This window comes from Nostoc favosum CHAB5714, assembly GCF_020829495.1.
In the GTDB taxonomy this organism is placed as follows: Bacteria; Cyanobacteriota; Cyanobacteriia; order Cyanobacteriales; family Nostocaceae; genus Nostoc; species Nostoc favosum.
In genome coordinates, this window is the sequence record NZ_JAIVFQ010000142.1 from 1 (window position 1) to 12,606 (window position 12,606).

Sequence of the window (12,606 nt, forward strand, 5' to 3'; positions counted from 1 at the left end):
GCAGTTGCCACTCCTCCAGGTAGTATTGCCGATTGTAGATGCTGGTTTATCATTGTCTGCTCTTACACTTGTCAACTCATCCGTATTATCTCGTAATCTTTTTCAAAAATCAAATAGGATTCCTATAGTTAATTTTTGATGTGTAAATCACATCAAATTGTAAAAGTTAGTATTATTTGATATTGCTGAAAGGGATTTCTGTTTAAATCCCATTAATCCAAAATTGGCAATCCAAAATCCCAAATTTTTATGGTTGCCTTCATTTAAAATTTAGAGGATCGTGTTGTGAAAGCAATTTTTCTACTTTTGCCTCGTCTAACCTAGCGGTTAATCTTCTAGTTTCATGCAAGTCTCTAGTAGTTTTCGCCAAAGTAAAGGTTGAGCCAACAGAGAAAGCCATACCCATACCCATAAAGCCTTTTACCCAACCATTTACAGGTAAGTTTACAATACCGAAGGTGGTCATAGAAATAGAAATTACAAAAGCTGCCCAAGTTTGAATAATCCACGCTGGACTGTCTTTTTGAGTACCAATTGTTTGCATATTTCCTACTTTTGATATGAGTGATTTATACCAATTCGTAATTCGTAATTCGTAATTCGTAATTAAGAAAAGTCAGATTTAATCTGGGTTTCCAGACTTGTATCTATCTATAGTTTCATTTTAGAGAATTGGTGTTAACAGTAATTGTATAGGTGGTAGCTTTACTGGTATCAATAGTAAGACCAGTTTGGTAACTGGACTCTAAAAAGCAAGCTCAAGAGCAACTGAAGTAAATAGAAACTGGCACAAGGTTTGTACCAGTTTTATAAGTGGCATTAAACTGAAATCTTGCAGGATTCTCGATAAACCAACTAGCCCCCCAAGACTCGAAGTGTAAGACTAATAACCCAAGTCCACTTAAGTAGAATAAAAGCTTTTACTAGTCGTCTTTAGACGACTTTAGCTATTAGCCTAGTAATGAATTACTAGGCGGTTGTTGTGACTAATGCAATATCTCAGCTTAAACGGATTAATTTACTTATTCATCTGAAAAAGTCTGTACCTTGCCATCAGGACTGAGAACAACTCGAATTTTGACATTTTGTCCGCGTTTATTGGCGGAAACAAAAGGTTTACCAACTTCAGGCATCCCAGCGCTATCAATAAATTCTCTTGCTGCCTTATTGAGGGGAAAAATTCGTTCCACTGTGCCGTCAACACTGACTGTCAAACTGTACTCTAATGTTTGTCCTAGCCCAGTGGGTGGTTGCCAACGTTTTTTTAGGTATTCTCTAGCTTCTGCTACTTGAGGTGTGTCAAATAATGTGCCTGTAGCTACTTCTGTAGATGTGGGGGCTTTGCGTCCGTCCCCTAATTGATCGATAAAGGGATTATTATCCGCAGTTCTAGAGGAGGAAAGTTGTGAAGCAGGTTTCTCTCCAGGAGAAGGTTGCTGTAGGGAATTAATTCTTTCCTGTAGCTGTTGTGAGGTTAGTGGGGAGGGTTGGGTAAGAGTATTGCCACTATTGGGTATGGTGTCAAGAGATGGGGGAACAACTGGTGAGATATTAGTTGGTAAGCTGCTTGTGTTAGAAGATAGCCTGGGTGGCAAATCCCGCAGTTGAGGAAGAGTAGTACCTTGGGGACTTGACCCTGTAGGGTTCTGTCCAAGATTTGGTAATATAGCAATTTCCTGGCCTGGGATTTTGCTAGATGGTGCGTTAGCGTTCGCGGAGCGTCTCGTAGAGAAGCTCGCCGTTCGCGTAGCGTCTCCAAGAGTTGGCATCGCTCGATTAGTGGAAAGGGTTGAAGTCTTGCCCTGAGGTATTGTCAGTGCATTTAGAGATGGCGGTGTAGAGAAACTGGAGCTAGGGGCTGTTAGAGGTGCTTGGGGCAAACTGGATGTAGAAAGTGGAGGAGTGGAACCTAGCAAATTCTCTGATGGAGTCGTCAGTCCAGGTTGAGGCGTGGGAAAGTTTAGTGAGGGTGAAGTTTCTAAAGCAGCCTTTACCGCAGCTGGATCTGCTGTTTTAGCTGTTTGCTGTTGCTTTTCTCTAATGTTGTTAGCATATTGCCAAGTAACTGGTAATAAACCTACACCTAATACTAATACTGCGGCAACAGGTGCCCAAGCAGGGAACCTCAGAGTCGAAGTGCTGTTGAGAGTTGGGAGTGCCATGACATCAGTCGAGTATTCATCTAAAGCACTTGCCAAATCGAATAGTTGCAGCAGACTGAGTTGAATTACGGGGCCGGATGATTGGTTGGCAAGAGAACCGAGAAATAAGTTGTGAGTTAAATGGCTGCTTGGTTCTAAGCGGATATTTGCCCCAGGAATCTGGGTACTAAAGGAATTTAATGTTTTTGTAGAGGACTTTAATTCCGGCTCACCTAATGCTGTGCTTGACTCCTGGGTATCGGAGAAACTGACGCAAAAGCTTTCTGGAGACTGTTGGAGGAATTGCTGTACGTAGCTTGTGACTGCATCACATAAAGCTTCGAGTTGATCGCGATCGCCCCGAATTGGAACTTTGTGTTCTTCTGGTAGTCGGGGATCATCAAAACGAAGCTCAAAGCTCAGGTGCTTGAGGACAGTTTTCCCCATCCAACGCGACAGAGGGGAGCTTTGCGCGAATACTTCTAGCGTGCAAGTAGGGGGTGTGTAGCAACGAATGACAGAATTTGATAGAGGCATGGCAGGAACTGCGAAGAAGACTATTTGGGATTTTGCAAAAAATTGAGCCAGTTGCTTGCAAAGAAAAGTTGGAAAGGCGGATTCCTCCACTCAGAACTTTGTCAGGTTCCTTCTGTGATGTGCAAAGAGGCAGCAGTGTTGATAGTGCATTGCACAAGAACTAACGATCATCAAAAGGGAATCCTTATCTAGCAAACTTTCATGAGCGAATTTTGGTTGAGGAATTTCAAATCTAAAATTTAAAATTTTGTTGAACGGTCTATAAGTGCTAGCCAAAGACGGCGATGCCCACCAGGAGCACTGTAAAAAAGTAAATCTACAAGCAGTTTTAGGGCCAGATTAGTTAGTAAATCCGTTGAGATTTTCTCGTCCTCTTCCATCCGCTCTTGGTAAGTGTTGCAAAAAGCATCAATATAATCTCCAAGTAAAGCAGCCTGGTGAGGTTCCCGGTTATTTTCTGCCATTTGTTCCAACAGTCCGACAGCGCGGCGAATCAATTCCTGGTGCTGTTTGGCTAGGTAGCAGATGATCAGAACAAGCGATCGCGCTTCTTCGATATCTAGCTTTTTTCGCCCTCCTTGACCTTTGCGTAGGGGATTTGATTGGCGCAGTCGCCATAAAGCTACGCGGTCTGGCACTCTTGACTCTAAATTCAGATCAGTTGCCGCCGAAAGCATAGCCTCTGAACCAATGCCAGTTAAGGTTTCTAGCGCCAACAGCACTAAGTCTAATTGGGTTTTGATATTGTCCCATTGAACTGTGTTTGGGGCTGGAAGCTTGATTAAATCCTCCCACTGGGAATTTGGAGTGGCTGAGTTGGCGGCCGAGTGCATAACTTTTAGCATAGGTGATCAAGCTGATAGAGGATGTTGCTGTTACCCATTTTGAAACCAGACTCTTAAGAATCAAGCTTGGTTTCCCATAGTTCTGAGCCAGAGGCTTCATTTAGCTTTTTTATGTGGTAAACAGCAGGTATCTTTGTCCTACTCTAGATGAAAATTTATTTTCGACAAAGTAGAAAAGTATCAATTCTAGTTAAGGTTTACCCGACTTTCGCTGCAAGTTCCGTACAAGAGTATAAATAAACAATGTTTTGAATGCTAACCGCTAATTATTGCTAAGTAATTATCTAGAATACCTCCTAATTTATTTGCGCTTTTAAATTTTGAAATTTATTGATGTTTATTATTTGGTCTTTATGTATACATAATTACTATACAAATTTTTTGTCTGTTTGCTAAAGGTGCTTCTTGAGCTTTCCATGATCCCACCCCAGTTTCTCTTGTGTGTAGCCTGTTATTTTAGGACAGGCTGGGCAACGTCAGGACGATTGATGCCTCCATGAAACTGATCACAAACTTAAAAAGTTGATAAAGTCAGTGTTTGAAGATGTTTGCCAATTGATTTTATCCAACTTAGTTGGTACTATAGCTATAACCGCAAACCACGCACATATCAGAACTCATTTGTAAACTTGATGGGCAGAGGTAATAGTTTAGACATTTACCAAAACCAATGCTTAAGTATGGGTTATAGATCAATACGCTTGGGTTAAGGCTTAACTCTTTGTCAAAGTCAATTTTTTTTGTCCATGTTAGTATTCCACTTTTATTAGCTGGAGTTTCTGGATTTTTACCTTGCACCATTATGTAGTAGACCCTATCAGTTTGCTCTGAGATATTTGCTGCACCTATATACTCAGCACAAGCTGGGCTATTAGTAAAAAAGCTAAAAGCTGCAATGAAAGGTAAAATCTTGGTCTTCATACTGTTTTTATTTTGTAACTTCTGCTTCATCCTAATCAGGACTTACGCAAAATAATGAAAAATTGGTATTAGTCCCAATACGGTTCGGATAAGACTAGGACTTACGCACTGTACAAACGCATCGTGATGTCCATTACCTATCTTGAGGAAGTTTTCAGGCTTTTCTTAATTATCCTGCGATCGTCAATAGACCATGCTGTAGGGGCACAGCAATGCTTAGCCCTTACAAAAGATATGGTTTTTAACCCAATACGCTTGGCTTTGTGAAAAATTGTAGTGAAAAATTGCTTTGTTGGGTTAAGCAAAGCGCAACCCAACAAAGCCCCGGAAATGTTGGGTTACCCTGCCTTAAGCCCCTTTGGGTCTACGTTCCTCAACCCAACCTACACAGTTTAAGGTTTTTAGCGTTAACTCAACTGTATTGGTTTTTAACCTTGACCCATATTTGGTATTTATTGTCAATGCGTAAGTCCTAAAGACTTGATCCCCCCAACCCCCCGATAAATTGGCTTGCTCATAATGGCTCTATTTCCCCCAATTTATCGGGGGACTAAAGGGGATCTTTAAGGACTATGCACCTAAACCGAACCGTATTGGTATTAGTCCCGCCTTGGAATAAATTCCAAGGCTAATAGCTAAAGTCCTCTTAAGAGGACTAAATATAAGATATTAAGTGATGTAAATAGCTATTTTCTGTAAAAGCGAAAATTTCAGTCCACGCTTAGTGGACAGTAGCTCTGAGCCGCAGAACTTCAGTTCTGGGCGGGATGTCGGTCAGCGCGGCACTTTGATTGTTACAAAAATGTGGGTAACGACAAGCCTTTTTAAAGAGGGTTAGGAACGATCAAGCCTTAAGCCAAGCGTATTGCTTAATAAAGATAAATGGGACGAACTAGCAGTCTTCACATTTATTGCTACTTTATTTTATGTGAGCAACGGTAACACCGGTGCCGCCATCTGCTTGTTCTGCTGGTTCGTAGTTGTTCACTCTGGAATGCTGTTGCAAAAAGGCGTGAACTCCTTGTCGCAGCTTACCAGTACCGTACCCGTGAATAATCCAGATTGGGCCTGTAGCTTCGGAAATGGCTTTATCTAGAATGTATTCGGCATCAGCTACCCGTTTACCACGCAAATCGATGGTGTTTTGGGAAGTCCGAATTTCTGGGACACTTTGCGGTGGTGGGGTTACTGCTGCTGGGGCTGGTTTGGGTTTGACGATTGGTTCGGCTTTTTGACCATCTAAAGATTCTACGTCTTGCAACTTCACAGTCATCTTCATTAGCCCAAACCGAACGCTTAACTCGCCATCTTCATCAGGGGCGGTGATCACATCTGCTATCTGTCCCAATTTTGGAATGCGGACGCGATCGCCTACTTTGGGCATAAACCCAGCTTTTGGTTTTGCTGGCGTTGCTGGCTGATATTGCTGGCCGATTTGATTCAAAGCATTGGTGGCTTGCTGGGCCTCTTGGGCTGTGGGCGTACCTTTCTGCAAGCGGCGAATTACTTGGGCAATTTCACCTTTTGCCTGGGCGATAGCTTGTTGGACTGCTATTTCCTGTGAAGCCCGCAAACTGCTTTCCCTCTCCTCTAAACTTGCGGCTTTTGCGGATACTTGTTTGTATAAACGTTCCGCTTGCTGCAACAAACTTTGTGCTTCGGCTGCTTTGGTTTCCTGGCGGCGGCGTTGCGCTTCTAAGCCAGCAATTACTTGGTTAACTTCATCTGTGGCCTCTCCCACTTGAGTTTTCGCCTGTTGTACCACTTCTGGCTTTAATCCCAAACGCAAGGCAATTGTCAGGGCGTTAGAACGTCCAGGTATGCCCCACAGCAGACGGTAAGTAGGCGAGAGAGTACTTTCGTCAAATTCTACAGAGGCATTTTCAAACCGATCATCTTCGTATTTCAGGGCTTTTAATTCCCCAAAGTGAGTAGTGGCGATCGTTAGTTGGGCGTGGTTGGCTAGATATTGCAACAAGGCGATCGCTAAGGCACTACCCTCTACTGGATCGGTTCCTGCACCGACTTCATCGAGTAAAACGAGTGATTGGGGAGTGGGGAGTGGGGAGTGGGGAGTGGGGATTTCTAGATTCTTCTCTTCTTCCCGATTCCCGATTCCCGATTCCCGATTCCCCAATGCTTCTAAAATCCGACTAATTCGGCGGATGTGCCCAGAGAATGTAGATAAACTTTGCTGTAAAGATTGTTCATCGCCAATATCTGCTAACACCTTATCAAACCAAGGTATTTCTACTGGTTCACGGGCGGGGACAAATAAACCCACTTTCGCCATCAATGCTGCTAACCCCAAGGTTTTTAAGGTTACAGTTTTACCGCCAGTATTTGGCCCAGTAATTGTCACTACCCGGATTAACGGGTTTATCAGCAAATCTACAGGAACTACTGGTTGCCCTTGTTCGTGCTGTTGCTGCCACACTAACAGTGGATGTCGCAAACTCCGCAAGGTAATGATTTCACTATCTTCACGCTGAATAAATCGCGGGGGATTCGCTCCTAGCCAGTAGCTATACCGCGATCTAGCCGTTGCAAGATCCAAAGTGGTGGCGATCGCTAACAATCTCTCTAAATCTGGTTTGACTGCGGCTACAAGTTCTGTCAAAGCACGGCGAACCGCTTCTTCTTCTGCTTGCTCTCTTCTAATTATCTGCCGCAGTTGGTTGCCCAAAGGCACTACTGAATTCGGTTCCACATATAGCGTGGCACCGCTAGTAGAGGTATCGTGAACAATACCGGGGATGGCATCTTTTTGGGGTGCTTTTACAGGGATGACAAAGCGATCGCCCCGTTGCGTAATTAGTTGTTCTTGAACTGCTCCAGATTTTGCCTGTAAAATATTTTGCAGCTTTTGAGTAATTTGGCTGCGTACTCGCCGCAAGTCTGTGCGAATTTCTCCCAGTTTTTGACTCGCGCGGTCAGTTACCTGGGCCCGTTCATCAATACATCGGTGAATTTCCTGTTCTAGTTCTGGATAAGTCCGCAAATCGGCAACCAAATCAGTCAATATCGGCAAATCTTCCTGATTGTCAATGACACGGCGCAAATTTCTGGCACCAGCGAGGGTAGTAGCGATCGCTAACAGTTCATCTCCTGCCAAAACTCCACTGCGTTCTGCCCGTTCTAAGGAATTGCCAATATCTTGAATTCCCTCAAATGAGAGTCCCGTGGTCAGGCGAGTTTCCAGTTGGTAGACTTCTTTGGTTTGCTCTAACAACTCTTCGCTTTGGATCTGAGAATCGGGTATTTTCACATGACGCGCGGCTGTCGCCCCCAGCTTAGTTGCCGCAAAGGTGGCAAGGTGCTGGCAGAGGCGATGCCATTCTAATAGTTCTAAGGTCTCAGATTGGATCAAGGTTTCAACATCTAATCTGAAATTATCGTAACAATTCTAGCTCCTAGATGGATAAATCTTAAAGGAGAAAATTTTGCTTTAGTCAATAGTCGAGAGGTATATTCGCCCTCTACCTTCTTATACATTGATATATTTTATACTACATAAACATTTTTGTTGACTCTAACTCTGATCAAAATGTCACAAAAACTGATTAAGCAGCAACTATTTCTTGTACCAGAACGTAAGGCTGAACGATGAGAGTATTAAATCGTTTAGTGCGTTGGCGTAGCCCGCCGAAGGCATCGCCGTTCCATTCTCCCACCTGTACTATCGTGGGTTTGGCAATCAATTGTTTATCAATCCACTGTTCCACTGATGGTATGTTATCACTGGCGATCGCTACTCCAACATCCACCAAGTTTAGCTCAAGCGCCACCACAATTACTGCATCTCGTTGTACATGAGGAATTAGCCACTCCCACTCTGCTTCATCCAAAATTTCTGTTAATTCCGCTCTTAAATCCGACATTATTCCTCAATTTGTATTGGCTAATAAACTATTTTACATTAATTACTACAGACGCGATGAATCGCGTCTCTACTTCCAACTCTTGTACAGACGCGATTCATCGCGTCTCTAAACCTCTGCCTTCATCTCATCAATTTCAAATAAAGATACGATGACTCCAGCGATGGGAATAGATATAAAAACTCCTAGTAAGCCTGCTACTTTTGCGCCTACTAGCAAAGCAAAGAACACTACTACGGGATTAAGATTCAGCGCATCTTGCATAATTCGAGGCGCAATCAAGTTGTCTTGTATCTGTTGGAGGACAATACAAGCTATCAATACTTTTAATGCTAACCAAACACCTTGAGACAACACAACTAAAGTAACTGTGCTTACTCCTAATGTCGCTCCTATACCTGGAATGATATCAAGAATTCCGACTATCACTGACAATATCAAAGCAAAAGGTACTTTTAATATTAAAAAAACTAAAAAAGTCGTACTTGTGAGAAATGCACTTAATAACAACTGACCTCTAAAAAATCCGAGAAAGGAGCGTCTGATTATATTTGTAAATCTATTCCGGCGCTGTTTTGGTACTATTTTTATCGTGAAATTCCACAACTTGTCTCCATCTAGTAACATAAAGAAAGCTACAACTGCAATCAAGATAAATGTCACAAAATTCGTCATGAATCCTTGTAAAATAGCCAAACTAGTTACAAGACTTGATACAGCTTGGTTTCGTAATTGTTCTTCAATGAAACTTAAATCTATCTGCAAATTACGGCTTCGCAAAAATCCTTCTAGTCCCTCTAATAAAGGTACTAAAGAATTTAAAAATGCAGTTATACTATCAATTAATTGTTGTCCTTGAGATAAAACCGTTAAGCCCACGGTAATTATCAGACTGCCAATAATCACAATACTGAGCAAGAAAACGACACCAACAGCTACGCCGTGGGGCAAAAAATGCCGCAGCCATTGTACAGGATAGCTGAGTAAAAAAGCCAAAATTGCAGCAAATGTAAAAATAACAATGACCGCTTCAAAGTAAGCTAAAAGTTGTACAATTGCCCAGCCAGAAGCAACTAAAAGTAAAAAGCGGACTAACGCCAGATTATTTAATCGATCCCAAAAATTCTTGGCTTCAAAGCCGCTCATATATATGTTCTTTAGAGGGAAACTTATGGTAAATTTGCCTAGCAGTTGCATTTAAGCACAAAGTTAGACTTTATTGCTAGAGCACATTGACCTTAAAGATACAGAGGCTAAGGCGCGATCGCTACCTCCCTAGAGCATATATCTGTAGTTTCTCTAAATTCATCGCCCTAAATCATGCATATCGTTAATTGCTGTGGCACACTTTTGTGTCAAAGCTTCCAATTCCTCTTTATTACTGGAACTGGGAGCATCAATCAAGTTACCAATTCTCACAGTGATGGGAACTGCGCGAGGTAGGGACGAGCCTTTTTGTAAAATCTCCTCAGTACCCCAGACACTCACGGGTAATATTGGGGCTTTTGCTTTTGCCGCTAGCAGCAGTGCGCCTCTCTTGGGGTCTGTAATTCGACCATCTGGGGTGCGAGTGCCTTGCAAGAAAACACCGACAGCCCAACCATTATTAAGATATTCTAGGGCGGAACGGATGGCATTGCGATCGGCATTTCCTCGACTCACCGGATAAGCACCATACAATTTAATCGCTTGCGCCAAAACTGGGATTTTAAATAACTCTTCCTTAGCCATGTACGCCACTGGACGACGTACACAGTTGGAGACAATTGGCGGGTCAAAGTAACTAGCGTGATTACTCACTACCAACAACGGCCCTGATTGGGGGACATTTTCCGTACCATAAATCTGGCCCCGAAAGTAAGCGTGAAGCATGGGGCTAACGACCGACCATTTAAAGACGTGGTAAAGTGCCAGACTGATAAACGGTTCGCGGTTTTTGTCCACAGAAGATAATTCAAATCAGACTGAATTTAGCATACGCGATCGCAAGGCCCAGAGCAACGCAAAAAAGCTGTGGAGATGAATTGCTTCACCCATCTGGGAATACTATGTTTATCTCAACTCCGAGAAACTGGTGAAATTAAGAGTTTCCCAATTGCACAACGGGATGTGTGCGATCGCTTCATTATTCCTGATAAACTTTATGGACGAGAAACAGAAATAGAAACCCTACTCCAAGCATTTGAGCGAGTTAGCTTGGGTGCAACTGAAATGATGCTGGTAGCGGGTTTTTCCGGTATTGGTAAAACTGCGGTTGTTAATGAAGTTTATAAACCGATTGTTAGACAACGCGGTTATTTTCTCAAAGGGAAATTTGACCAATTTCAACGGAATATTCCCTTAAGTGCATTGGTGCAAGCATTTCGGGATTTCATGGAGCAACTATTAACAGAAAGTGATAGCCAAGTTCAGCAATGGAAAAGCAAAATATTAGAGGCTGTGGGTGAAAATGGACAAGTAATTATTGAAGTCATCCCGGAATTAGAAAGAATTATTGGTCAACAACCGTCGCCTCCAGAATTATCAGGAAATGCAGCACAAATTAGATTTAATTTAATATTCCAAAAGTTTACCCAAGTCTTTACCACTGCCGAACATCCATTAGTAATGTTTTTAGATGATTTACAATGGGCAGATTCAGCATCGCTGAAGTTAATGCAGTTATTAATGGCTGATACAGGACATCTTTTATTAATTGGTGCATATCGTGATAACGAAGTCGAAAAAGCACATCCGTTAATGTTGACTTTGAGTGAAATTGAAAAAACACTCTTCACGATTAATACAATTACATTAGCACCACTAAGTCAAAGACAAGTGAATCAATTAATTGCTGACACACTTAAGTGTTCTGAGGATTTAGCGTTGCCTCTTTCCCTACTTGTATCTCAAAAAACTCAAGGTAATCCATTTTTCGCTACACAGTTTATCAAAGCATTACATCAAGATAGGCTGATTCAATTTAACTTTGAGTCAGGCTTTTGGGAATGTGACATTGCACAAGTGACGACTCAAGCGGTTACAGATGATGTTGTTGCCTTTATGGCATTTCAGCTACAAAGACTGCCACAATCAACTCAAAACATCTTACAGCTAGCTGCTTGTATTGGCAATCAATTTGATTTAGCAACTTTGGCAATTGTTTCAGAATCATCGGAAATCGAAACGGCTGCTGATTTGTGGAAAGCTTTGGAAGAAGGGTTACTTTTAACTACTGGTGATGTTTATAAATTCTTTCAACACAGTGGGCAAGATTCTGATTCAAAGCCTTTCAATTCCAATTGGCAAGTCCTTACCTATAAATTTTTACACGATCGCGTTCAACAAGCTGCTTATTCTTTGATTCCAGAAGCTCAGAAGCAGACTACTCACTTAAAACTAGGTCAGCTACTGTTAAATAATATTTCTTAAAGCGAACAATAAGATAAAATATTTCAAATTGTTAGTCAATTGAACCTGGGGTTAGGGTTAATTACTCAACAGATAGAACGAGATCAACTAGCTCAATTAAATCTGTTAGCTGGACGGAAAGCTATAGCTGCCACTGCCTACACTGCTCAGGGTAAGCGCATCTCAAACCCTATTGACACGGTAGTTTTGGGGTTCACCCAAAGCACAAATAAGTTCAAAATTACTACACTGAGCCAAGGGGTGGGATTGACATTTTCGTCTTTGTATGGTTAAAAAACATAAAAAGCTATTTGAACCATGTTTTTTCAATCATTTACGACAATTCGTCCTATTTTGAATGAAAAATTGATATTTAGATAGAGCTTTAAGCTTTTTGATCACTTATTTACTACAAAAGGTGTGGGAAAAGGCACGGGATTGGGGTTAGCGATCGCTCGTCAAATTGTCACAGAAAAACATGCAGGAGCGATCGAGGTAGATTCTAGACTAGGCGAAGGTACTGAATTTGTGATCCACCTACCGATGTAGCATATACCTCCGTCTGCATATCGACACGAACTTTCTGCTTGATACGCTACTACTAGGGTGTCAAGCCTAAAATGATGCATTAAACGTAGGTTGGGTTGAGCAACGCGAAACCCAACATTCATCGGGGTGTTGGGTATCATTCTTCGCTGCGCGACGCTGACGCGAACGACCCAACCTACAAAATTTATTGCACAAATTTAGCCTTGACACGCTACTAACCCAAGTTGCGGGTTATTAACCTCCAAGAGCTTGCGGTGGAAAGTCGTGCGATCGCTCACGACAAAGTGTGCAGTCGCGTGACCGCAACCGCCACTTCAACTAACTCAAATACCGAATGAGATT

At 42.2% G+C, this 12,606-nt stretch carries 9 protein-coding genes and 2 pseudogenes; 3 read left to right on the top strand and 8 right to left on the bottom strand.

What is annotated here, in order from left to right:
- Window positions 1-259: 259 nt before the first annotated feature.
- The 4 genes from LC586_RS36975 to LC586_RS36990 form a co-directional block, all read right to left on the bottom strand.
- Window positions 260-544 (bottom strand): YiaA/YiaB family inner membrane protein, encoded by a 285-nt coding sequence (locus LC586_RS36975; RefSeq protein WP_229490597.1) that lies wholly within the window; start codon window positions 542-544, stop codon window positions 260-262.
- A 478-nt stretch (window positions 545-1,022) separates the two neighbouring features.
- Window positions 1,023-2,678, bottom strand: coding sequence for a DUF4335 domain-containing protein (locus tag LC586_RS36980; protein WP_229490599.1), 1,656 nt, complete (start codon window positions 2,676-2,678; stop codon window positions 1,023-1,025).
- A 239-nt stretch (window positions 2,679-2,917) separates the two neighbouring features.
- Window positions 2,918-3,523 carry a DUF3038 domain-containing protein gene (locus tag LC586_RS36985; protein ID WP_229490601.1) on the bottom strand — a complete coding sequence of 202 codons (606 nt, stop codon included), beginning with the start codon at window positions 3,521-3,523 and terminating at the stop codon, window positions 2,918-2,920.
- A 570-nt stretch (window positions 3,524-4,093) separates the two neighbouring features.
- Entirely contained in the window at window positions 4,094-4,474 is a 381-nt protein-coding gene (locus tag LC586_RS36990; protein ID WP_229490603.1) for a hypothetical protein, read from the bottom strand.
- A 96-nt stretch (window positions 4,475-4,570) separates the two neighbouring features.
- Here LC586_RS36990 and LC586_RS36995 point away from each other — a divergent pair, with 96 nt between their 5' ends.
- Window positions 4,571-4,711, top strand: coding sequence for a hypothetical protein (locus LC586_RS36995; protein ID WP_229490605.1), 141 nt, complete (start codon window positions 4,571-4,573; stop codon window positions 4,709-4,711).
- Between the two features lie 652 nt (window positions 4,712-5,363).
- Here LC586_RS36995 and LC586_RS37000 read toward each other — a convergent pair.
- The 4 genes from LC586_RS37000 to LC586_RS37015 all read right to left on the bottom strand — a co-directional run bounded on the left by LC586_RS37000 (window position 5,364) and on the right by LC586_RS37015 (window position 10,269).
- Window positions 5,364-7,814 carry an endonuclease MutS2 gene (locus LC586_RS37000; RefSeq protein ID WP_229490607.1) on the bottom strand — a complete coding sequence of 817 codons (2,451 nt, stop codon included), beginning with the start codon at window positions 7,812-7,814 and terminating at the stop codon, window positions 5,364-5,366.
- Between the two features lie 193 nt (window positions 7,815-8,007).
- Entirely contained in the window at window positions 8,008-8,325 is a 318-nt protein-coding gene (locus LC586_RS37005; protein WP_229490609.1) for a DUF2288 domain-containing protein, read from the bottom strand.
- A gap of 108 nt (window positions 8,326-8,433) precedes the next feature.
- Entirely contained in the window at window positions 8,434-9,471 is a 1,038-nt protein-coding gene (locus LC586_RS37010) for an AI-2E family transporter (RefSeq protein ID WP_229490611.1), read from the bottom strand.
- 159 nt (window positions 9,472-9,630) lie between these two features.
- Complete coding sequence (locus LC586_RS37015) at window positions 9,631-10,269, bottom strand: lysophospholipid acyltransferase family protein (RefSeq protein WP_229490613.1); 639 nt, start codon at window positions 10,267-10,269, stop codon at window positions 9,631-9,633.
- Window positions 10,270-10,374: 105 nt separating this feature from the next.
- On the opposite strand from LC586_RS37015, the pseudogene LC586_RS37020 reads away from it, so the two are divergent.
- Window positions 10,375-11,887 (top strand): annotated as a pseudogene (locus LC586_RS37020) (ATP-binding protein); the annotation flags it as partial.
- Window positions 11,888-12,114: 227 nt separating this feature from the next.
- Window positions 12,115-12,264: pseudogene (locus LC586_RS37025) on the top strand (ATP-binding protein); the annotation flags it as partial.
- Between the last annotated feature and the right edge of the window lie 342 nt (window positions 12,265-12,606).